General features: G+C 42.1%; 25 protein-coding genes. 7 read left to right on the top strand and 18 right to left on the bottom strand.

The window, feature by feature from the left end; genetic code table 11:
* Positions 1 to 2: 2 nt before the first annotated feature.
* The 15 genes from hisH to GGE08_RS15275 form a co-directional block, all read right to left on the bottom strand.
* Positions 3 to 584 carry an imidazole glycerol phosphate synthase subunit HisH gene (gene hisH, locus GGE08_RS15345; protein WP_179385766.1) on the bottom strand — a complete coding sequence of 194 codons (582 nt, stop codon included), beginning with the start codon at positions 582 to 584 and terminating at the stop codon, positions 3 to 5.
* 81 nt (positions 585 to 665) lie between these two features.
* Positions 666 to 1,802 (bottom strand): bifunctional histidinol-phosphatase/imidazoleglycerol-phosphate dehydratase HisB, encoded by a 1,137-nt coding sequence (gene hisB / locus GGE08_RS15340; RefSeq protein WP_179385765.1) that lies wholly within the window; start codon positions 1,800 to 1,802, stop codon positions 666 to 668.
* The gene (gene hisC / locus GGE08_RS15335; RefSeq protein ID WP_179385764.1) at positions 1,802 to 2,848 is read right to left on the bottom strand and encodes a histidinol-phosphate transaminase; all 1,047 of its coding nucleotides are present in this window, start codon (positions 2,846 to 2,848) and stop codon (positions 1,802 to 1,804) included. The genes hisB and hisC overlap by 1 nt, the downstream gene beginning before the upstream one ends.
* On the bottom strand, positions 2,848 to 4,131 hold the full coding sequence (gene hisD / locus GGE08_RS15330) for a histidinol dehydrogenase (protein ID WP_179385763.1): 1,284 nt from the start codon (positions 4,129 to 4,131) through the stop codon (positions 2,848 to 2,850). The genes hisC and hisD overlap by 1 nt, the downstream gene beginning before the upstream one ends.
* Positions 4,131 to 4,988, bottom strand: a complete 858-nt coding sequence (hisG, locus tag GGE08_RS15325) for an ATP phosphoribosyltransferase (RefSeq protein ID WP_179385762.1) — start codon at positions 4,986 to 4,988, stop codon at positions 4,131 to 4,133. Before hisG ends, hisD begins: the two co-directional genes overlap by 1 nt.
* A 199-nt stretch (positions 4,989 to 5,187) precedes the next feature.
* Positions 5,188 to 6,003: a prohibitin family protein gene (locus GGE08_RS15320; protein WP_179385761.1), complete on the bottom strand. Its 816-nt coding sequence runs from the start codon at positions 6,001 to 6,003 to the stop codon at positions 5,188 to 5,190.
* A 13-nt stretch (positions 6,004 to 6,016) separates the two neighbouring features.
* A complete protein-coding gene (locus tag GGE08_RS15315) occupies positions 6,017 to 7,951 on the bottom strand; it encodes a vWA domain-containing protein (RefSeq protein WP_257024049.1) in 1,935 nt (644 codons plus the stop codon).
* A gap of 103 nt (positions 7,952 to 8,054) precedes the next feature.
* Positions 8,055 to 8,804, bottom strand: coding sequence for a 3-oxoacyl-[acyl-carrier-protein] reductase (fabG, locus tag GGE08_RS15310; RefSeq protein ID WP_179385759.1), 750 nt, complete (start codon positions 8,802 to 8,804; stop codon positions 8,055 to 8,057).
* Positions 8,805 to 8,911: 107 nt separating this feature from the next.
* On the bottom strand, positions 8,912 to 9,784 hold the full coding sequence (gene sucD, locus GGE08_RS15305) for a succinate--CoA ligase subunit alpha (protein ID WP_179385758.1): 873 nt from the start codon (positions 9,782 to 9,784) through the stop codon (positions 8,912 to 8,914).
* A 62-nt stretch (positions 9,785 to 9,846) separates the two neighbouring features.
* Positions 9,847 to 10,782: a UDP-3-O-(3-hydroxymyristoyl)glucosamine N-acyltransferase gene (locus GGE08_RS15300; protein ID WP_179385757.1), complete on the bottom strand. Its 936-nt coding sequence runs from the start codon at positions 10,780 to 10,782 to the stop codon at positions 9,847 to 9,849.
* A 5-nt stretch (positions 10,783 to 10,787) separates the two neighbouring features.
* The gene (gene efp, locus GGE08_RS15295; protein ID WP_179385756.1) at positions 10,788 to 11,354 is read right to left on the bottom strand and encodes an elongation factor P; all 567 of its coding nucleotides are present in this window, start codon (positions 11,352 to 11,354) and stop codon (positions 10,788 to 10,790) included.
* A 4-nt stretch (positions 11,355 to 11,358) separates the two neighbouring features.
* Positions 11,359 to 12,144 carry an acyl-ACP--UDP-N-acetylglucosamine O-acyltransferase gene (gene lpxA / locus GGE08_RS15290; RefSeq protein ID WP_179385755.1) on the bottom strand — a complete coding sequence of 262 codons (786 nt, stop codon included), beginning with the start codon at positions 12,142 to 12,144 and terminating at the stop codon, positions 11,359 to 11,361.
* On the bottom strand, positions 12,145 to 13,557 hold the full coding sequence (locus tag GGE08_RS15285; RefSeq protein WP_179385754.1) for a bifunctional UDP-3-O-[3-hydroxymyristoyl] N-acetylglucosamine deacetylase/3-hydroxyacyl-ACP dehydratase: 1,413 nt from the start codon (positions 13,555 to 13,557) through the stop codon (positions 12,145 to 12,147).
* Positions 13,538 to 14,575 (bottom strand): UDP-3-O-(3-hydroxymyristoyl)glucosamine N-acyltransferase, encoded by a 1,038-nt coding sequence (gene lpxD / locus GGE08_RS15280; protein ID WP_179385753.1) that lies wholly within the window; start codon positions 14,573 to 14,575, stop codon positions 13,538 to 13,540. The genes GGE08_RS15285 and lpxD overlap by 20 nt, the downstream gene beginning before the upstream one ends.
* A 23-nt stretch (positions 14,576 to 14,598) precedes the next feature.
* Positions 14,599 to 15,822 carry an HD domain-containing protein gene (locus tag GGE08_RS15275; protein ID WP_179385752.1) on the bottom strand — a complete coding sequence of 408 codons (1,224 nt, stop codon included), beginning with the start codon at positions 15,820 to 15,822 and terminating at the stop codon, positions 14,599 to 14,601.
* Between the two features lie 37 nt (positions 15,823 to 15,859).
* Between GGE08_RS15275 and GGE08_RS15270 the strand changes: the two genes are divergently transcribed.
* From GGE08_RS15270 to GGE08_RS15245, 7 genes are all read left to right on the top strand, one after another.
* Entirely contained in the window at positions 15,860 to 17,404 is a 1,545-nt protein-coding gene (locus GGE08_RS15270) for a PglZ domain-containing protein (protein ID WP_179385751.1), read from the top strand.
* Between the two features lie 7 nt (positions 17,405 to 17,411).
* Positions 17,412 to 17,828 carry a tRNA (adenosine(37)-N6)-threonylcarbamoyltransferase complex ATPase subunit type 1 TsaE gene (gene tsaE, locus GGE08_RS15265; RefSeq protein WP_179385750.1) on the top strand — a complete coding sequence of 139 codons (417 nt, stop codon included), beginning with the start codon at positions 17,412 to 17,414 and terminating at the stop codon, positions 17,826 to 17,828.
* 175 nt (positions 17,829 to 18,003) lie between these two features.
* The gene (locus GGE08_RS16140; RefSeq protein WP_257024048.1) at positions 18,004 to 18,138 is read left to right on the top strand and encodes a hypothetical protein; all 135 of its coding nucleotides are present in this window, start codon (positions 18,004 to 18,006) and stop codon (positions 18,136 to 18,138) included.
* Between the two features lie 93 nt (positions 18,139 to 18,231).
* A complete protein-coding gene (locus GGE08_RS15260) occupies positions 18,232 to 18,777 on the top strand; it encodes a hypothetical protein (RefSeq protein WP_179385749.1) in 546 nt (181 codons plus the stop codon).
* A gap of 44 nt (positions 18,778 to 18,821) precedes the next feature.
* Entirely contained in the window at positions 18,822 to 20,021 is a 1,200-nt protein-coding gene (locus GGE08_RS15255) for an alanine dehydrogenase (RefSeq protein ID WP_127141945.1), read from the top strand.
* A 5-nt stretch (positions 20,022 to 20,026) separates the two neighbouring features.
* On the top strand, positions 20,027 to 20,404 hold the full coding sequence (locus tag GGE08_RS15250) for a DUF4258 domain-containing protein (protein ID WP_179385748.1): 378 nt from the start codon (positions 20,027 to 20,029) through the stop codon (positions 20,402 to 20,404).
* 132 nt (positions 20,405 to 20,536) lie between these two features.
* On the top strand, positions 20,537 to 21,007 hold the full coding sequence (locus GGE08_RS15245) for a helix-turn-helix domain-containing protein (protein WP_179385747.1): 471 nt from the start codon (positions 20,537 to 20,539) through the stop codon (positions 21,005 to 21,007).
* 1 nt (position 21,008) lies between these two features.
* On the opposite strand, the gene GGE08_RS15240 is transcribed toward GGE08_RS15245, so the two are convergent.
* The 3 genes from GGE08_RS15240 to GGE08_RS16255 form a co-directional block, all read right to left on the bottom strand.
* Entirely contained in the window at positions 21,009 to 21,782 is a 774-nt protein-coding gene (locus tag GGE08_RS15240) for a CPBP family intramembrane glutamic endopeptidase (protein WP_179385746.1), read from the bottom strand.
* Between the two features lie 312 nt (positions 21,783 to 22,094).
* Positions 22,095 to 22,337, bottom strand: a complete 243-nt coding sequence (locus GGE08_RS15235; protein ID WP_179385745.1) for a hypothetical protein — start codon at positions 22,335 to 22,337, stop codon at positions 22,095 to 22,097.
* A 111-nt stretch (positions 22,338 to 22,448) separates the two neighbouring features.
* Positions 22,449 to 22,757: a type II CAAX prenyl endopeptidase Rce1 family protein gene (locus tag GGE08_RS16255; protein ID WP_409553499.1), complete on the bottom strand. Its 309-nt coding sequence runs from the start codon at positions 22,755 to 22,757 to the stop codon at positions 22,449 to 22,451.
* Positions 22,758 to 22,859: the final 102 nt, after the last annotated feature.

Below are 22,859 nucleotides of genomic sequence, written 5' to 3'. Positions count from 1 at the left end.
ACTTATATTTTTAGAAAATTTTGGAGAATCTCACTCCCCACCTCACTACTCTTTTCTGGGTGAAACTGAACCCCATAAAAATTATCCTTCTGCAGCGCTGCACTGTATTCCACATCATATTCTGAGGTAGCAATGGTTTTCTCTCCGGTCGGGGCGTAAAAACTATGCACCAAATAGATATAGGATTTCTCGGGAATATTGGTGAACAATTTACTTTTTAGATTTGAAATCTGGTTCCAACCAATTTGGGGTACTTTTACGTTGTTGGAAAATTTCACCACATCCAAATCAAAAATGCCGAGACCTTCGGTTTCCCCCTCTTCGGATGAATGGCACATCAACTGCATACCCAAGCAGATACCCAAAACGGGCTGTTTCAGCGTTGGGATTACCTTGTCCAATCCAGTAGCCCTTAACTTTGCCATGGCTGAACTGGCCTCCCCGACTCCAGGAAAAATCACCTTGTCCGCATTGCGTATCTCTTCCGCATCATGGCTTAAAACCGCTTCATATCCCAAGCGTTTTATGGCAAACATGATACTTTGGATGTTTCCTGCTCCGTAATCGATTATTACAATCTTCATTTATTCTTTAATCTTTTGTCATTTCGAGCATAACGAGAAATCTGGATTTCTCAGTCGCAAGCTCCTTCGACATAACAGTTTTTATAGCATCCCTTTGGTGGAGGGCAACACCATTTTTTCCGCATCTCGCTTCACCGCCATTTTAATGGACTTGGCAAAAGCTTTAAAAATAGCCTCGATTTTATGATGCTCATTGGTGCCTTCTGCCTTGATGTTCAAATTGGCCTTGGCACCGTCCGCAAACGATTTAAAAAAGTGCATGAACATCTCAGTTGGCATATCGCCCACCTTTTCACGTTTAAACTCCGTATCCCAGACCAACCAATTGCGTCCGCCAAAGTCTATGGCCACTTGTGCTAGGCAGTCGTCCATGGGCAAAGCAAATCCGTAGCGCTCAATACCCAGTTTGTTGCCCAATGCTTTGGAAAACAACTCGCCCAAGGCAATGGCCGTGTCCTCGATGGTGTGGTGTTCGTCCACCTCTAAATCGCCGTCCACTCTGATTTCCAAATCCATTTGTCCGTGTCGGGCCAATTGGTCCAACATATGGTCAAAAAAGGCCAAACCAGTATTGATGTCACTTTTTCCGGTACCATCGAGGTTGATTTTGATTTGGATGTCCGTTTCATTGGTTTTTCGGGATATTTCTGCTACCCGGTTTTCCAGTTTTAAAAATTCATAGATTTTTTCCCAATCGTTGCTTTCCAAAGCAATGTAGTCGTCCAATTCTCCGCGCTTTACAGTGATTTCATCGGTTCCTAAATGGGTTTCATCATTTATAAAAATTCCTTTGGCACCCAAATTTTTGGCCAATTCCACATCGGTCAATCGGTCTCCGATGACGAAAGAATTTTTCAAATCGTATTCCTCTGAAAAATAGGCAGTCAGCAGTCCAGTACCTGGTTTGCGGGTGTCCGCATTATCTTTCGGAAATGTCCTGTCGATAAAAACACCATCAAACACAACACCTTCATTTTCAAAAGCTTTGATGATAAAGTTGTGAACGGGCCAAAAGGTATCTTCGGGAAAGCTATCGGTTCCCAAGCCATCCTGATTGGTGATCATCACCAATTCATAATCCAATTCCTTGGCGATTTTCCCCAAATACGTGAATACTTTGGGATAAAAAACCATTTTATCAAAGGCATCTATTTGCTCATCAACAGTTTCCTTGATGATGGTTCCATCACGATCAATGAATAGTACTTTTTTGCCCATCAGTTCAATTCTTTTAAAATAGCAATCAATTTTTTGTTCTCTTCTGGCGTTCCTACCGTAAATCGCAGTGTATTTTCGCAGAGCGGTTGGGTACTTCGGTTTCGGACCACCACTTGTTTCTCTAAAAGTTGTTGGTAGCGTTTGTTGGCATCATCTACTTTGGCCAGTATAAAATTGGCGTCGGTAGGATACAATGCTGTCACAAATTCCAAATCTTTCAAGGCTTTGATCAATTCTTCCCTTTCGTCAAGGATTTGCTTCACCTCTTGTTTCACTAAATCCTGATGCAAAACGCGCTGTAAGGCTCGTTGCTGGGTCAATTGGTTGACGTTGTAAGGTGGTTTGATTTTGTTCAGTATTCCGATGATTTCATCGGATGCGTAGCAAATCCCCAATCGGATGCCTGCCAGTCCGTATGCCTTGGACAAGGTCTGGGTCACGATTAAGTTGGGATACTGCTTGAGTTCGGATACCCAACTTTCATCGTTCGAGAAATCAATGTAAGCCTCATCAACCACCACCAAGCCATTGAACGATTCCAATAGTTCCTTGATTCCTTTTTTCTGAAAGGCATTTCCCGTAGGATTATTGGGCGAACAGATAAAAAGTAACTTGGAATTGGAATCCGCCACCTTCAAAATTTCAGTTACGTTGGGTTCGAAATCCTTTGTCAACAACACTTCTCTGTTCTCCACCGCGTTTATACCTGCCAGCACCTTGTACATTCCATACGTTGGCGGCAAAGTGATAATATTGTCCTGATTCGGTTCGCAGAACGCCCTATAAATCAAATCCAATACTTCGTCACTGCCATTTCCCAATAAAATTTGCTGCTCCGTTAATCCTTTTTGTTCTGACAACACGGATTTCAGGCTCCGCTGATACGGGTCGGGATAACGGTTGACGCCATTATCGAAAGGATTTTCATTGGCATCCAAAAAAATCATCTCCGAGCCATCGGAAACGTATTCATCACGGGCCGAAGAGTACGGCTGTAGCTTACGAACCGATTCCCTTAACAATCTGTTTACATCGAAGCCCTCCATTATTTCAAACTTTTTAGTCTAAGGGTCACGGCATTTTTATGTGCCTGCAATCCCTCTGCTTCGGCCATCAATTCAATGGCACTTCCGATACCTTGGATGCCTTTTTCGGATATTCTTTGAAAAGTCATGCTCTTCATAAAACTGTCCAGATTCACGCCGCTATATTGTTTGGCATAGCCATTGGTGGGCAAGGTATGGTTGGTACCCGACGCATAATCGCCTGCACTTTCCGGCGTAAAGTTTCCGATAAAAACTGAACCGGCATTTAAGGTATTTTCCAAATAGTATTCCTCATTTTCCACACAAACGATGTAATGTTCAGGACCATAAGCATTGATGAGTTCCAAAGCTTCTTGGTCATTTTCGACCAAAATCAATCTACTATTGCTTATGGATTTTCGTGCAATTTCTTCCCTTGGCAATTGTTTGATTTGGCTTTCAATCTCCTTTTCTACGGCTTCAATCAACTTTTCCGATGTGGATACCAAAATCACTTGACTGTCAACGCCGTGCTCTGCCTGACTCAACAAGTCCGAAGCCACAAAGGATGCATTGGCAGAATCATCTGCCACGACCAACAGTTCACTTGGGCCGGCTGGCATATCAATCGCTACCCCGAATTTGGTGGCCAGTTGCTTTGCAACGGTTACATATTGGTTACCGGGGCCAAATATTTTGTACACCTTAGGAATGCTTTCCGTACCAAAGGTCATGCCGGCAATCGCCTGAATGCCTCCCACTTTAATGATTTGCGTTACGCCACACAATTGGGCGGTATATAAAATCGCTGGATTGATTTCCCCATTTTTATCCGGGGGGCTACAGAGCACAATTTCTTGGCAACCAGCCAATTTTGCCGGAATGGCCAACATCAAAATAGTGGAAAACAAAGGCGCCGTTCCTCCTGGAATGTACAATCCTACTTTTTGAATGGGACGCTTTTCCTGCCAACATGCTACGCCGGGCATGGTCTCAATTTCCAATTTGGGCGTTTTTTGTGCTGCGTGGAACTTCTCAATATTGGATTTGGCCAAATTGATAGCCTGTTTCAGTGCATCGGAGACCGCAAGGCGCGCTTTTTCCACTTCATCATCAGTTACCAACAGGGATTCCAACGTGACCTTGTCAAATTGGGCCGTATATTTTTTGATGACCGCATCCCCATCTACCTGAACCTCTTTAAAAATACTATTTACGATTTCCTCGATGTCGGTAACTGTCTGGGTGGGGCGCTTTAAAACTTCATCCCATTCCGTGGGTTGTGGATAGTTGATACGTTGCATTACAATACCATTTTTTCAATAGGACAAACCAATATTCCTTCGGCACCCGCTGCTTTCAGCTCGTCGATGACCTCCCAAAATGTTTCCCGATTGATTACGGTGTGCACCGAACTCCAACCTTCCTCGGCCAAAGGCAATACCGTGGGGCTTCGCATTCCCGGAAGAATGGAAATGATTTGGTCGAGTTTGTCATTTGGGGCATTCATCAATACATATTTGTTCTGACGTGCCTGCAGCACCGATTTGATCCTGAATTGGATTTTTTTCAACAATTCTTTGCGCTCTTCCGAGATTGTGGGCGATACGGCCAAAACGGCTTCGCTGGTCAACATCACTTCGACCTCTTTCAGATTATTTTTGAACAGGGTGCTTCCACTGGAAACGATATCGCAGATTCCGTATGCCAAACCTATGTTCGGGGCAATTTCCACCGAACCGTTGATGATGTGCAAATCTGCCGTAACACCTTTTGATGCCAAATACTCTTTCACTGTATTCGGGTAAGAGGTCGCAATCTTTTTACCTTCAAAATCCTTGATGGAATTGTAGGTTACACCCTTTGGGACGGCAAGGGACACACGACATTTGGAAAAGTTCAAACGTTCTGCGATGGAAATATCCTTTCCTTTTTCGATCAAAACGTTTTCCCCAATAATGGCGATGTCTACTACCCCATCCCTTAAGTATTGGGGTATGTCGCCATTACGAAGGTAAAATACTTCCAAGGGAAAATTACGCGAGGTAGCTTTCAATTGGTCCTTCCCATTGTCGATGGAAATACCGCAATCTTTTAAAATGGCCAGGGAATCTTCATTTAAACGGCCACTTTTTTGAACAGCAATTCTAATTTTTGTCATTTTTCAATCGTTTTGTCCGAAAAACCAAAGGGGTGCAAAAAATAAACCCGTTTGATTTCTCAAACGGGTTAGAATATATTTTAAAAACAACAATACATTTCTACCTCGCTTGAGAGCAAGTGCAAAAATGATGATGTGTGTTTTTGTTTCTCATTACGCTTCAAAAGTAGGACATATTTTTATATCAAAAAAGCGAAAATTAGTTATTTCCCAAAATTAATGGAAGGCCATCATCACCGGAACCTACCACTACCACCTTGGCATTGGGAGATTGCGATAATTTTAATGTGGCTTCTATACCTTTGTCCTGCAATATCTTGTCTGTAAGCGATGCGCTCAAAATTCGGTTCGCATCCGCCTTACCTTGAGCCTCAATACGCTGCCGTTCCGCTTCTTTTTGTGCACGTTCCAATCGGAATTCGTATTCCAATGAAGCTTGCTCCTCTTTCAGTTTGCGCTCAATGGCTTCTTTGATGGTAGGTGGCAAGGTAACATCGCGGACCAGAATATCATCCAATTCAATGTACTGGTCGCTCACAATTTTCTTAGTTTCCTCGAAAATCTCGTTCTGGATGGCATCCCTCTTACTGGAATAGAGCTGCTCTGGGGTATATCGACCCACTACACTACGCGCAGCAGACCGAATGGTAGGAAGAATAATACGATTGAGGTAGTCTTCCCCAATTTCTTGGTGCAACTTTCCTAGCTCGTTATATGTAGGCTTGTACCAGGCTGACGCATCTAATTGAATGTCCAGACCATTGGATGACAACACTTTCATTTTTTCAAATACTTCTTGTCTCCTCACTTCGTAGATATAGACCCTGTTCCAAGGTGCCACCAAATGGAAACCTTCGCTCAATGGAGGCTCCTCGGTAACCACACCGCCACCAAAGGTCTTGTAAAGCACTCCAGCTTCCCCGGAGCCAATGGTTATGGCCGATTTGGAAATGATGATAATCAAGAAAATAATCGCTGCCAAAGCCGGCAGCGCAATCTTTGGTAATTTATCCATGTTTAATCACTATTTATATTAATCCATTATATTTTCTGACAAACCACTCCGTAGCTAAGGAAAGTACCATTACTCCCAACAGAATACGGAAGTCTATCAAAGATACAACATTATCCCTGCTCTTTTGAACAGGGAGAAATTCTTGTGATGAAATCAAATTGGTTTCTAGTTCGTCCAACTGATCTAAAAAGTACAATCGCCCCTTATTGTTGTTGGCCAATCGTTCCATTTTCTTATAATCTGAGGAAATGAGTTGCTTTTCTGGGTTGAAATCCAAGATTCGGAAAGAACCGGAACGACTCAAATTCTCGTCCTTTACGGTAACAGTGAAATTATACCCGCCAGCCTCCAAGTCACTCAAATCCACTTCGTAAAAAGCTCCTTTCAACAACATAGGCGCTTCTCTCGAAAAATCATTGTCTTTTCCCTTGATGGAAATGGAAAGACTGGCATTGCCATCAAATTGGTAGGCTTCATCAAAGTAGGAAGCCCTGATTTTGGCTATGCTGGCGTTGTCGAACACCAGCTCATAGTCCAACTCCAATCGATTTCGCTGTTTGTTCGAGCCTAAATAGACCATCAAACTTCCTATGAAATCATCAAACCTTTGAAAATTTTGGTCGTTACGATATACTTGTGCCCTCCATCGCCAGATATCTTCCCCAAAAAGTACGGCTTCCTTGGTGTTGGATGCAGTCAAAATTGCAAATAAAGGCTTGTCTAGTTGGACGCCCTGCAATTGTTGGAACATCAAAACTTCACTCTCTTTATTCAGTTCAATATCGCCCAGTGTACCTTTTAGTGGCGGAAACCCATCTACGGAAAAACCGCTTAGTCCAAAAAGCCCAAAGGCATTGTTCAAAACAGGGAGAATATCTTCAGGTTGTCTGCTTCCCGTCACCGAAAAGCTCTCTTGAACACCATTTAAAAAGTTCCAATCCGTTTGACTTCCTGTAATGGTAACATAATTGGCTCCTGAATTTTCCAAAAATGTGTACACATTTCTGAAATTACGGTTAGGCTGATACAGCATGATCAGCCCCATTTCTTCCAGTTGGGATTGGTCCGCGGTGGGTTTTAATAGTGTAACTGACCGTTGCTCGTTGGATTCAATGGATTTTTTTAACGCTCCAATATCCGGATGAAGTATATCGGAAACGATACCCACATTGGTTTTTTCGTCTATGACCTCAATAGCGGTTTCTTTGATATTATTAGAAGTGTTTCGCTCGTTGTCCAAGGCCTCCACTTGAATGGTAATCGTTTTGATCCCCACACTTTGGGCTTCAACCAAAGTATTAAAGGTTTGACTGTTCTTGGTTGCGTTGAGATTCACACGTTCTTGGTGCACCCTACTCCCGTTGATGGAAATGGTCACCGTGCTCGAAATCGGCCGGGTACCTTGATACCGAATGGAAGTTTCTATCGGAAAACTATTTCGTAAAAAGGCGTATTTATTCACGTTGATGAGTCCCACAGCAATATCCTCGTATTGGGTGGTATCCCCCACAACAACTGGATGAACGCTCGTATTCTCGTTTAGTTTGACATATCCATAATCCCTGCCCAAAGTTTGGTTCCCATCGGAAAATAGCACGATGGCATTGTTGCCATTTACAAAAACTTCGTTCAACGTGGAAAGTGCGTTGGAAACATCAGTATTTCCTTGGTTAAACCGTATGGAATCAGTTGCCGAGACGGTATTCCCAAATCCATATTGATGAATTTTGAACCTTTCGTTCACCGCATCATTCGCTTTCAGTTGTGTTATGGCTTGCGATATTTCGGATTCGGAAGTGGCATCCTGCATAGAGGTGGAATTGTCCACCAAAAAAATCAAGTTTGCTTTTTCCACAAAATAATCCTTGCTCACAAACTTAGGATTGATTAAAAGCAAAAGGCCGCAGAACAAGGTGACAAACCTCAATGCGGCCAATATTATATGCATTGAACCCTTTCTAGGGTTTTTATAAAAATATTGAAAATAGACAAGCGTAAGCGCGGCAGCTACTGCTATAACAATAAGAAATACCGTGCTCAACTCCATTCATTTAGGTTAACATTCCACCGTCAACATTCAATACCTGCCCTGTTACGTAGTCGGAAAGGTCCGATGCCAAGAATACACAAGCATTGGCCACATCTTCGGGGCTTCCACCACGTTTCAATGGAATGCCTTCTCTCCAACCTTGAACTGTTTTTTCGTCCAATTTCTCGGTCATCTCTGTTTCAATGAAACCCGGGGCAATGGCGTTGCAGCGAATGTTTCTGGAACCCAGCTCCAAGGCTACGGATTTGGTAAACCCGATCATTCCTGCTTTGGAAGCGGCATAGTTGGTCTGCCCCGCATTTCCTTTCACCCCTACCACGCTGCTCATATTGATAATGGAACCTTTGCGCTGTTTCAACATGGTGCGTTGTACCGCTTTGGTCATGTTAAATACGGACTTTAAGTTGATTTCGATAACCTGGTCAAAATCAGCTTCTCCCATACGCATCAACAAATTGTCTTTGGTGATTCCAGCGTTGTTGATCAATACATCTATTCTACCATCAAAATCCTCCAGAACTTGAGCCACAAGGGCTTCAGAGTCCTCAAAACTGGCGGCATTACTTTTATAGGCTTTGGCTTTAACGCCCATTTCGGTCAATTCCTTTTCCAATTCCAAGGCAGGACCTTCGCTGGAACTGTAGGTAAATGCCACATTGGCACCATGTTTTGCAAATACTTCGGCAATTCCTTTCCCGATTCCCCTACTGGCTCCTGTTATGATTACGTTTTTCCCTTCCAAAAGTTTCATACGATGCTTGTGTTTGAATGGTTATTAACCAAATATAGTTGTTGTTTTATGTTTAGACGAAAAAAAATCCCGCATAAAACGGGATTTAGTATGGTTTTAACGGTTGGTTACCCAACCACTTCTTTCACTTTTACACCGATTTCAGCGGGAGAATCCACTACGTGTATACCGCAATCGCGCATGATTTTTTTCTTGGCTTGGGCCGTATCATCGCTACCGCCCACAATGGCTCCAGCGTGACCCATGGTACGTCCTGCAGGTGCAGTTTCGCCAGCAATAAAGCCAACAACGGGCTTTTTGCTACCACTTTCCTTATACCATCTGGCAGCCTCAGCCTCCAATTGACCGCCGATTTCCCCAATCATCACAACACATTCGGTTTCTGGGTCGTTGATCAATAGTTCAACCGCTTTTTTGGTGGTAGTACCAATGATGGGGTCACCACCAATCCCGATGGCCGTGGTAATTCCCAAACCTTGACGAACCACTTGGTCTGCAGCTTCATACGTTAGTGTTCCGGATTTTGAAACGATTCCCACTTTTCCCTTTTTGAAAACAAAGCCGGGCATGATGCCTACCTTGGCTTCTCCTGGAGTAATTACACCGGGACAGTTTGGACCGATCAAGGTGCAATCCATATCCTTGATGTAATCGTTGGCTTTTACCATATCGGCTACGGGAATACCTTCGGTAATCGTAATGATTACTTTGATTCCTGCATCGGCAGCTTCCATAATGGCATCGGCAGCAAAAGCGGGAGGTACAAAAATAATCGTGGTGTCGGCACCCACTTCTTTTACAGCTTCTTCCACTGTGTTGAAAACTGGTTTCCCCAAATGTTCTTGACCTCCTTTTCCAGGGGTAACGCCACCAACCACGTTGGTTCCGTATTCGATCATTTGTTCGGCGTGGAATGTTCCTTCACTACCGGTAAATCCTTGTACAATTATCTTTGAATCCTTGTTTACTAAGACGCTCATATATTTAACTTAATGTAGAAATACAAAAATATGGTTTACTAAAGTTTTTATCTATTGATTTTTTAAATCTTTTTGAGTTTTTGCAAGATTTCCGGTATCCTTTTGATGGATGCAATCTGTTTCAACTTTTCACGTGCTTCCTCGGCCGGGTAACCGAAGTACGTTTTACCTCCTTCGAGTGATTTTGAAATACCGGATTGGGCCAAAATCACCGCCTTTTTGCCAATAGTCGCTCCGCTGGTGATACCTACTTGCCCCCAAAGCGTTACTTCGTCCTCGATAATGCAACATCCTGCAATGCCTACGTGAGAAGCAATCAAACATTTTTTGCCTATTACTGTGTCGTGCCCCACTTGGATTTGGTTGTCCAACTTGGAGCCCTTGCCGATGGTGGTTGACCCTGTAACTCCTCGGTCTATGGTGCATCCCGCGCCGATATCCACATAATCCTCAATAACCACGTTCCCTCCGGAAAGCAATTTATCAAAGCCTTCGGGGCGGTTTTTGTAATAGAACGCATCAGCACCGAGAACGGTTCCTGCATGGATGGTGACATGGTCACCAAGTACGCATCCATCATAAATGGTCACATTGGGGTGAATGACGCAATTCTTGCCAATTTTTACGTGATTACCAATGAAAACATTCGGTTGAATCACAGTTCCCTCTCCTATTTCGGCTGTTTCAGCGATGGATGAAGCTGCACTTTTAAAGGGTTTAAAATGGCGGGTCAGTTTGTTAAAATCCCGAAAAGGGTCATCAGATACCAATAAAGCTTTGCCCTTTGGGCATTCCACTTCTTTATTGATGAGCACCACTGTGGCCTTCGATTGAAGCGCTTTATCATAATATTTGGGATGGTCCACAAATACGATATCGCCTTCTTCGACCACATGGATTTCGTTCATGCCCAGAACGGGGAAGTCATCAGGGCCTACAAAATCGGCTTTAATGATTTCCGAAATTTCCTTTAAAGTATGCGTTTTAGGGAATTTCATTCCATCTATTCTTTGGCACGTTCCAAATAGGCCGCTTTCTCCGTATCGATTTTTATCTTGTCACCCTCATTAATAAAAAGGGGTACATTGATCGTTGCTCCTGTCTCCACGGTAGCAGGTTTGGTCGCGTTAGTGGCCGTATTTCCTTTCACTCCGGGTTCCGTATGCGTTACTTCCAACACCACACTTGCGGGCATTTCCACCGAAAGGGGCATATTGTCCTCCGCATTGAAAATAATGGTCACCACTTCGCTTTCCTTCAAAAGGTCAGATGCATCAAGTGCATCTTTTTGCAAAGCAATTTGGGTATAGTCGTCCGTATTCATAAAATGATAGGTGTCACCTTCATTGTAGAGATACTGGTACGAACGAGTTTCTACGCGGACATCTTCGATTTTATGTCCTGCAGAAAACGTATTGTCGACCACTTTTCCAGTAGTCACACTTTTCAGTTTGGTACGGACAAAAGCAGGTCCCTTACCTGGTTTTACATGAAGAAACTCTATAATTTTATAGATGTCGTTGTTGTACCGGATGCACAACCCTTTTCTTATATCAGAAGTACTTGCCATAAATTTAATTTGAGCTAAAATAACCTTTCATAATTCCTCGCTGCGAATCCCTTATAAATTGAAGGATTTCATCCCTTTCTGGAGTTGCCTCCATCTCCGCTTCAATGATGGATGCCGCCTGGGAATTGTTGTAGTTTTGTTGATACAGTATTCTATAAATGTTCTGGATTTCGCGAATCTTGTCCGATTCAAACCCTCTTCTTCGCAATCCGATGGAATTGATACCCACATAGGATAGCGGCTCCCGTGCTGCCTTCACGTAGGGAGGTACATCTTTACGCACCAAGGAACCTCCTGTTACAAAAGCATGGTTGCCTATGGATACAAATTGATGAACCGCCACCATTCCCGCCAAAACCACATTTTGGCCAATGGTGACGTGACCTGCCAACGTGGAGTTGTTGCTGAAGATACAGCCATCACCTACCAAACAATCGTGTGCTACGTGGCAATAGGCCATGATCAAGCAATTGTTTCCGATAACAGTCTTCATACGGTCGGAGGTACCTTTATTTATGGTGGCACATTCCCGAATGGTGGTGTTATCGCCTATCACAACAGTGGTATCCTCTCCTTGATATTTTAAGTCTTGGGGCATGGCCGAAATAACAGCTCCTGGGAAGATGCTGCAGTTTTTTCCGATACGCGCTCCTTCCATAATGGTGACATTGGAACCAATCCAAGTGCCTTCCCCTATGGTTACATTATTATGTATGGTGGTAAAGGGCTCAATAACCACGTTTTTGGCGATTTTGGCCCCTGGGTGTACATATGCTAATGGTTGGTTCATCTACGAATCTGTATTTTTTGTTTTTACGATTTGTGCCATCAACTCAGCTTCGGACACCAATTTTCCATTGGCATATGCATACGCCTGCATGTGGCAAATACCTCGCCTGATGGGAGAAATCAAATCGCACTTAAATATTAAGGTATCCCCCGGCACTACTTGCTGTTTAAATTTCACCTTGTCAATCTTCATGAAGAAGGTCAGGTAGTTTTCAGGGTCTGGAACCGTACTCAGCACCAAGATTCCGCCTGTTTGGGCCATCGCCTCCACCTGCAGTACTCCTGGCATTACAGGTGCTCCTGGGAAGTGCCCTACGAAAAATGGCTCGTTCATGGTCACGTTTTTCACGCCCACTACGTGAGTGTCCGACAGTTCCAAAATTTTGTCCACCAATAAAAAGGGTGGACGGTGTGGTAATCTGGCCATGATTTCGTTCACATCCATCAAGGGTTCTTGATTCAAATCATAGCTGGGAACCTTGTTCCTTTTTTCTATTTTGATGATTTTGGACAATTTTTTGGCAAACTGCGTGTTCACAAAGTGTCCGGGTTTATTGGCGATTACCTTACCTCGGATACGTGTTCCGGCCAAGGCCAAATCCCCAATCACATCCAAAAGTTTATGTCGTGCAGCCTCATTCGGGTGGTGCAAGGTCAAATTATCCAAGATACCGTTGGGCTTTACCGATAACTTTTCCTTTCCAAAGGCCTTCTCCAATTTTTTCATGGTGGATTCAGAAATCTCTTTATCCACATAAACGATGGCGTTATTCAAATCACCACCTTTTATAAGTCCATTCTCCAACAACATTTCCAGTTCGTGCAAAAAACTAAAGGTGCGGGAATCAGCGATCTCCGTTTTAAAATCGGACATGGTTTCCAAAGTGGCATTTTGCGTGCCCAACACCTTGGTGCCAAAATCGACCATAGTGGTGACTTGGTACTCATCTGCGGGGATGATGGTGATTTCGCTCCCAGTAGTCTCATCCTTATAGGAAATAACGTCCTTCACCACATATTCCTCGCGTTCCTGTTCTTGCTCAACGATACCGGCCTCTTCCAAGGCTTCCACAAAAAATTTGGAAGAACCATCCATAATGGGCGGTTCAGGCGCGTCCAATTCAATGAGCACATTATCTATGTCCAGCCCTACCAGTGCGGCCAACACATGCTCTGATGTATGGATTTTTACACCGTTTTTTTCCAGATTGGTCCCTCTTTGGGTATTCACCACATAATTGGCATCTGCCTCGATAATGGGTTCCCCTTCCAGGTCAATTCTTTTAAAGGCAAAACCATGGTTTTCCTCAGCGGGAAGAAAGCTCATGGTCACATTTTCGCCTGTATGCAGTCCTACACCTTGTAGCGTTACTTTTTTGGCTATGGTGCGTTGTTTATTGCTTGGTTTGCTCACCTTTTACTCTTTTTTCGATGTTAGAGATTTGATTTGCCAGCTTGGGCAAATTCTTAAAGTGTACATATGATTTGTTGAAGTCGCCATAATTCAAGGCTGGAGAACCTTGCAGCACTTCATCATCTTTTACATTTCTTCCGATACCCGATTGGGCTTGGATACGGACCCTATCCCCTATGGTGATGTGTCCTACGATACCGACTTGGCCTCCGATCAAACAGTTTTTGCCGATTTTGGTTGAACCAGCAACCCCAGTCTGTGCAGCAATGGCAGTGTTTTCTCCGATCTCTACATTGTGTGCAATCTGGATTTGGTTGTCCAATTTGACGCCTTTCCTCAAAATAGTGGAGCCCAAAGTTGCCCTATCGATAGTCGTTCCCGCACCAACATCTACATTATCTTCAATGATCACATTTCCTGTTTGTGGCACCTTGCTGTATTCGCCATTGGCATTGGGAGTAAATCCAAAACCATCGGCCCCGATAATGGCTCCGCCATGTATCACGCAGTTGTTGCCAATGATTGTCTCAGAGTATATCTTGGCACCAGCAAAAACAACCACATTATCTCCAATTCGTACATTGTCACCAATATACGCGTTGGGATAGACTTTAACATTATTCCCAATTTTTACATTGTCGCCCAAATAGGCGAACGCTCCCAAATAGAATTCGTCACCGTACGAGGCCGTTTCGGAAATGTAGCAGGGATTTTCAATCCCAACTTTGTTATTTTTTACTTGATTGTAATATTCCAGAAGCTTGGAAAAGGATTTGTAGGCATCTTCAACCTTGATCAAAGTGGTTGAAATGGATTGCTCTGGCACAAAATCCTTATTCACAATGGTAATGGAGGCTTTGGTGGAATAAATGTATGAGGTATATTTTGGATTGGCCAAAAAGGTCAAAGAGCCTTTTTCACCTTCTTCAATCTTGGATAGTTTATGGACAGCGATTTGAGGATTTCCCTCAACTTCCCCTTCTAAGATTCCGGCAATTTGGGTAGCTGTAAATTTCATTGGTGCAAAAGTAACAAAATTTGTTAAACGGCTTTCTTCGGATAGCAGCTGTAATATTTGGTGACCGTTTTTGCCAAAGCTTTTAAGCTAAGTTGGTCCGACTCCTTAAGTACATCCGAAATTTTTCCGTTCTTTTTCAAAATCTGAATTGCCTCGTCCCTACTGTAGGCCTTATTGGAAATCTCGCCCTCAAACACAAAATTGGAAGCTTCTTCAACGGAAAGATCATGCTTTTTGATGATCCAATCCAATTTTTCATTCAATTTTTCTTGCGCCATGGGCCGCTTTTTCACTTTTACGTGCAAAAGCCTTCGTTCCAGTAGCATTCCACACAATTTGGAAAGCACAAAATCTTCGTTGGACTGCCAGCTCTTTAATGCGCCCAGGATATCAATGTCATCCAACTTCGCAAATGTTTCCAGCACTTCCTTATCGAAGTTTAAGGTACCATTGTTCTTTAAAAAAAACAATAGCGGTTCACTACCCGCCAAACTCTTCCCTTGGCTCAATAACCATCTGGCCCGTTGCATGATGCGCACCAGCAATTGTTCGGCCACCAATCCGGTTTTGTGGAGATATACCTGCCAATACATGAACCTTCGGGCCATCAAAAACTTTTCTACGGCATAGATCGCTTTTTCTTCCAATACCAAATTGCCATCCACCACATTGAGCATGGAAATCAAACGCTCCGAATTGATATTTCCTTCGGTAACCCCAGAATAAAAGCTATCCCGTTTAAGGTAATCCAAACGGTCCATGTCCAGTTGACTCGAGACCAATTGGTTCAAAAACGGTTTTGGATAATCCCCTTTAAATATGGAAATGGCGATATCCAACTGACCGTTGAACTCACTGTTAAGCTCCATCATAAAGCGCAGGGAAATCTGCTCATGACTTATTTCTTTGGCCACAAAGCCTTCCAGAGCATGGGAAAACGGGCCGTGGCCAATATCGTGAAGCAAAATGGCGCACAACAAACCTTTTTCTTCAGCCTCCGTAATTTCTACATTTTTTACTTTTAACACCTGAATGGCCTTTGTCATTAAATGCATACTGCCCAAAGCATGGTGAAACCGGGTGTGGTGGGCTCCGGGGTAGACCAAATAAGAAAGCCCCATTTGGGATATGCGCCTCAACCGTTGGAAGTAAGGATGCGAGATGAGACTAAAAATTAGTTCGTTGGGAGTTCCAATAAAACCGTAAATTGGATCGTTGAAAACATGAAGCTTATTGGTTTTTACCAAAGTTTTTCGTTTTAATTCCCACAAAGATAATCACTATATGAACAAGATTACAATTCTTTGGGTCGATGATGAGATAGACCTTTTAAAACCCCACATCCTGTTTTTAGAGAGCAAAGGGTACAAGGTGGTCACCAGCCAAAGTGGCCAAGATGCGCTTGAGGAAATTCGGGAAGACTTTTTTGATATTGTTTTTTTGGATGAAAATATGCCAGGACTTTCTGGCTTGGAAACCTTGACCGAAATCAAAAAATACGACGGCTCCATTCCCGTGGTGATGATTACCAAAAGCGAAGAGGAATATATTATGGACGAGGCCATCGGGTCCAAAATTGCCGATTACCTCATTAAGCCAGTCAACCCCAACCAGATTCTACTCTCCTTAAAAAAGAGTTTGGACAATTCCCGCCTCGTCTCCGAAAAAACCACGGCGAACTATCAGCAAGAATTTCGAAAAATCGCCATGGACCTTTCCATGATCAACTCCCAAGAAGAATGGGTAGAGCTTTATAAGAAATTGATCTATTGGGAGCTCGAACTGGAACAAATCGAGGATTCGGGGATGTTCGAAATATTGGAATCACAAAAGGTCGAGGCCAACTCCCAGTTTGGAAAGTTTGTGGACAAGAATTATAAAAGTTGGTTCAAGGAAGGTGATGCCCCGGTGATGTCCCATACGCTTTTTAGAAACAAAATTCAGCCCGAACTGGAAGGCCACAAAACACTTTTGGTGGTCATTGATAATTTGCGGTACGACCAGTGGCTGGCGTTCGAGAAAACCCTATCGGTGCATTATAAGAAGAAACAAGAGTGTGCCTATTTCAGTATTTTGCCCACCGCTACACAATATGCCCGTAACGCCCTCTTCTCTGGCCTGATGCCGGCCGACATGGAAAAACAATATCCTGATTGGTGGAAAAACGATACCGACGAAGGTGGCAAAAATCTTCGCGAATCCGAATTTCTGGGAGAGCAGCTCAAACGCTTGGGGCTCGACCTTAAATGGGAATACCACAAAATCAACAACTTGAAGCAAGGGAAACAATTGGCCCAAAACTTTAGGGCACAAAAAGACAACGATTTGACCGTAGTGGTCTATAATTTCGTAGACATGCTATCCCACTCCAAAACCGAAATGGAAGTGGTAAAGGAACTGGCTTCCAACGACAAGGCCTACCGCTCCTTGACCTTGAGCTGGTTCAAAAACTCACCTTTGTTGGAAATCATTCAACAAGCGCAGGATTTGGGCATGAAGTTGATTTTGACCACGGACCACGGCACCATCAATGTGAAGCAGCCGTCAAAGGTAATCGGTGATCGCGAAACCAGTCTTAACCTAAGGTATAAGACCGGGAAAAGTCTTACCTATCAAGAAAAGGATGTGCTATCGACCAAAAATCCGCAGGAAATACATTTGCCCAACATCAATTTGAGCAGCAGCTATATTTTTGCCAAGAACGATCTATTTTTTGCCTATCCGAACAATTACAACCACTATGTGAGTTATTACAGGAACACCTATCAGCATGGTGGAGTCTCCTTGGAGGAAATGATTGTTCCCTTTGTAGTGTTGGACCCCAAATAAACAAAGCGTGAAGAGACAATTTCAGTTGGATGATATCCACCAGATAGCCAAAGAGGTCCTTCAAAACGCACCCAACAAAGTGTTGTGCCTGTATGGCGATATGGGTGTGGGCAAAACGACTTTGGTAAAAGCAATGGTAAAGGAGCTCGGCGCCGTAGACATTGCCAACAGCCCTACGTTCGGACTTGTAAATGAATATTGCGATGCAAATGAGGTGCCCCTAGCCTATCATTTTGATTTTTATCGCCTTGAGGATGAAATGGAAGCCTTGGACATGGGTTTCGAGGATTATTTGAATTCCAATGCCTGGCTATTTATAGAATGGCCCGATAAGGTCGCCTCCCTTTTGCCCGAAGATGCTGTGGGGGTATTCTTGCACTTTATCGAAGAAAGCACGCGTTCAATCGAGTTAAATGTTTCTTAAAACACAATCGGTCTATCTTCAAAGAAATTATTGCACAGGGCAAGCCGATTTCGATGAAATGACATTTTTTTACGTTAAAAAACCAATTTTATCGATAAAAGGTATGGTTAGTTGAAATATTTTCCTACATTTGCTTTGTGAATGAATTCATTTATTAACCAAAAACTCTTTTACGATGAACACTAAAAAAGTTTTTTTTGGATTGCTAGCTGTTGCATTTTTGGCAATGACCGCTGTTTCAACAAGCGTTGTTAAAGCTGACAGTGACCAAACTACTAGCATTAAAAAAAGTCAGCTTAAGAAATTATAGTCGACTTTATCCTAATTGAAGCAATAATCCCTTTTTTCGAGAAGGGATTATTTTTTTTACAATAATCCGTCCTTTTTTTAGTTATCTACAACAATGAAGGACAAGGCTAGAATCAGAAAGAAGTTTGTTATTGAGGGAGTAGTAGCATTATTTATTGCTATTTCGCCTTTATTGTTTTATGGATATAAGTATTTACCAGTTGGTGCAGAAACATGGACATTCCTTGGTATAGAGTTCGGTCACAATGGTTTCGATGATGTTAGTTTGGCATTCTATTACTATTTGAACAAAGTTGTTCCCCTTCTCTTATTGGTCATCTGGTTTGTCACTTCCAAAAACTGGTGGTACCACGCTATATTGATTCCCATAGCTATGTACAGTTTTCAATTGTTCACGGTATTGAATTACTCCAACAGTGAACGCATTGACGAAAATGAAATCCTGTATGTTATCGCTGTAACTATGGTGGTGATACCCATTGTGTATTTTATCAGGGTAAAACTGGTGGATAAACACGTGCATGGCATTGATTTGGATGCCATGGATACCGAGCTTCAAATTCTTAAGGAAAAAGAAGAATTGCGCAAAGAGCGCGAGAAATTGGAACAGCGCAGAAAGACTGCTTCAAAAAAAATGTAAATTTGCTCGAATACCTTTAGGTATCTTGAATAGATTTACTGCATATGAGCCAAGCTTCCTCTCCTTTTAGCAAACAACAACTGCTTCCCCAAGAAGAAACCCTGGAGGTCATCAAACAAAAGGGCGAGTTATTCATTGGAATTCCCAAGGAAAACCAATACCAAGAAAAGCGGGTTTGCCTTACCCCAGATGCCGTAAACGCCATTACCGCCAACGGTCACCGTGTATTGTTGGAATCCGGAGCCGGCGAAGGGGCCAATTTTTCCGATATCGATTACACCAATGCAGGAGCAGAAATCACAAGGGACACCAAAAAAGTGTTTTCCTGTCCGTTGATTTTAAAAGTGGAACCTCCCACCCTTTCCGAAATAGATATGTTGAACCCGCAGACCATTGTAATTTCTGCGCTTCAAATAAAGACCCAGAACAAGGAGTATTTTGAAGTCATGGCCAAACGAAGGCTCACGGCCATTGCCTTTGAATACATCCGCGACGATGATGGCAATTATCCTGCGGTGCGCTCCTTGAGCGAGATTGCGGGCATCTCCTCTATTCTCATTGCTTCCGAACTGATGTCGAACCCATCAACAGGGAATGGATTGATGTTCGGTAACATTAGTGGTGTTCCACCGGTAGAAGTCGTCATTATAGGAGCAGGAACCGTGGGCGAATATGCAGCACGGTCGGCCCTGGGATTGGGTGCCAATGTAAAGGTGTTCGACAATTCCATCAGCAAACTCAGGAAACTGCAGACGAATCTGAACAGGACCTTGTACACCTCTACCGTGCAACCCAAAAACCTATTAAAATCACTAAAACGCTGCGATGTGGCCATTGGTGCGACCCGTGGAAAGGATCGCTCCCCAATTGTGGTATCCAAATCCATGGTGGAGAACATGAAAAAAGGTTCCGTGATTATCGATGTAAGTATCGATATGGGTGGTTGCTTTGAAACCTCGGAAATCACTACGCACAGAAAACCCACTTTTGAAAAGTACGGGGTGGTCCACTACGGGGTGCCCAATATCCCATCGCGCTATCCGCGAACATCCTCTATTTCCATCAGTAACATCTTTACGCCCTATTTATTGAAAATCGGCGAGGAAGGGGGCCTTGAACATTCGCTCAGGTTTGACAAGGGATTGCGCAACGGACTCTATATGTACCACGGTATTTTGACCAACAAATCGGTAGGCGATTGGTTTGGGCTGAACTACAACGACATTAATTTTCTTATTTTTTAATTGAAATGGCATTTTTGAAACGATTGGGATGGTACTTGGTTGGCCTATCCATTGGATTGATTTTTTTGGTTTTTATACTGAAGAAAAAAACAGGGGAAGGTGGCTTGGATTTTTGCTATTTACCCAATTGTAGGGTACTCAAGGATATGCGGTCCAAACCCATAACGTTCTCAGAGAATTTACCGGAAACATACCGTGACACCCTTCTAATACAGTCATTCTTAAAAGAAGGTGATGTGGATTTTGGGAAAAGCGATACCAAATCCGAGCCCTGTAAAACCTATGTGATTTCACACGAGCACGAGGGAGTGGAATTGGAACTTACCACCAAAAATTGCGAGGAGGAAGTATTGGTGGAAAGTGTTGAAAAAACCAAAAGCTAATTAGCTAAAAATTCTCATCCGTCAATTCAAAAGGGGCATCCGTCAATTCAAACAGGCCATCCGTCAATTTGTAAGCTTTTTAAACCTATCAAGTGTTATATTTCTGATGTAAATGAAACGAGAAACACTTGAATGAAGGTATTTACAATTTTCAACATTGATGTTGGCAAATTCATAGAGGGAAAAAAATCTTATACAACCATTGCACGGAACAGGGATAAATCAGAATTAAAAGACCCTGTTTTAAAGGCCATTACCAAGAAACTAGCCATATGGGAATCGGAAAAGGGATTTTTGGACAATTCCATTACCCTAAACAGCTTGGCCAAAAAGTTAAATACAAATACGGCATATCTTTCCAAAGTGGTCAATGAACAAAAACAGCAGAATTTTGCAAGTTATCTTAAGGACATCCGTATTACCCATGCCGTAAATCATTTAAAGGAAAACCCGGAAATGGTCAAAACCAAATCCATGATTCAAATAGCGGAAATGTATGGGTTCAATTCGTTAAGTGTTTTTACAGCGTCGTTTAAGCATAAAACGGCAATAACACCAGGGAAGTTCTTCAAACAGCTTTTGGAGGATGAATGGGAAAAATAATCTAAACACCTGTTTTCAGTTCCTTTCTTTTATCCCTGTTGAAAACAGCATAAAACGCTAAAATCAATAGTATCTGAAATAGTGTAGCCAAAACGGACCCCTCAAAACCAAAATTACCTCCATTTAAGATCGTGCTTTCTTTGATTTTAAATTCTATCAACGAATAAGAATCTATTCCACTTACATTGAATCCAATTACCGATTGAAAAAAATTCCAACTAAAATGGAAAGCAATGGGAAACATGAGGCTTTTGGTATACATATAGGGTAGGCCCAATAAAATTCCAGCAAGAAAAAGATTGATATTCCCAACAAGGGAAAGATTTGGGTTGGCTGCATGCATTAACGCAAATACCATTGCAGATAGCAACAAGGCTATAAAATTATTCATGGATTCCATAAGGTTTCGAAGAACATATCCACGGAACATTAATTCTTCGGAAATGGAAACCGTGAGAAACAACAGCAGCGTCATAAAAAATTCTCCAACCAAGAATTGCGTTCCCTCGAATGTTATTTGATTAAAAGCATAGAGGGCCAAATATCCAAAAACCATAATAAGAAAACCTGCCAACACCCCTACCCAAAAACCTTTTTTATCGTTTTTAAAGTATAGTCCAATATTGGCAAAGGGCTCACCATCAACAAACTTCACAAACAAGTAGATGACCAAAAAGGTACCCAATAAGCCAAAAAATGAGATAACTAGATGTTGTTCGGTAGTTTCATAAGCAAGTTCGTCGCCTAAATCCCTACCTGTTAAATAAGCCCCCATAACCTGAAAGAGGCCTACTATTAAAAAATATGGGATTATAATAAGGAGTACCCTAGCCCAGCCCTTGATTTTTGAATCTTTATTTGTCTTGTATTCCAATCTATTTGCCAAAATTGAACAGCGGAATAATTAGTCCATTATTTTACAACAACTATTGGTTCGGCTTTATGCTGCTTTCCGTCGCTCTTTCCTAAATAATAAACAGACCCTAGTATTATCAACGCAACTATAAGACTAACCCAAAAATAATCTCTTTTTTTCATGTGAATAACTTAATAAAAAGTGCATAAAAATACTTCTGATTTTATAACGCTAGCGAGAATATAATCTATAAAACCTTTTAAGCCTAAACTTAGTTTTTTCTTTTAGGATAAAGATCCTTTTTTTGAAAAGAACAATTTGCTTTTTCGCGTAATTACGTTGAGTGTTAATTTTTTTATTATAAATACTATCCGCTTTGGCACGTATCCGTTTGAACTCTTTGGAAGATTCACTCAAAAGAATGTCATCTTCAAATTCTTGTTGGATGATATTTTTGTTTTCTATGTTACCCATAATTTTTGCTTACAAAATAACCGATAGCAAACGCAGCTATAAAAATCAATATTAGTAGCAAGTAAATGGTCTTGCCTGTTTTTGGATTTGACGACATTTTTCATTTAAATTTTAAAACCAACCCAATAAATCATCCACCAAAAAAGCATAAAAATTAGATGATGCATGCAGAAGAAAAACGAAAAAAAATGCGACCATCCTATTTCGTTTTTCCAGTTCTACAAAATACCAAGCGTAAATTAGCCCAGGTATAATTACGGCTAAAATATATACTAAGTTATAGTTATGGGAAATTGAAAAAAGCAAAGATGATATTGCAATGATTATTTTATTAGGAAGGTTGACTTTTTTTAGTAGCAAAATCACTCCAAATTGAAAAACGAAGGTTTCAACTAAAGGACCAAGAACTATTGAAACAATAAAAACCCTGTAGCCTTCCCTAAAAATAGGACAGTTTAAAATTCAGATTTTCTAACTTTAAATTTTAACTGTCACATGAAAAAAAGCAAGTTTACCGAGAGC

It is taken from the genome of Allomuricauda sp. ARW1Y1 (assembly GCF_013407935.1).
Lineage (GTDB): Bacteria > Bacteroidota > Bacteroidia > Flavobacteriales > Flavobacteriaceae > Flagellimonas.
The sequence above is the reverse complement of the archived record's forward strand: the minus strand, read 5'-3'. Positions and strand labels throughout refer to the sequence as shown.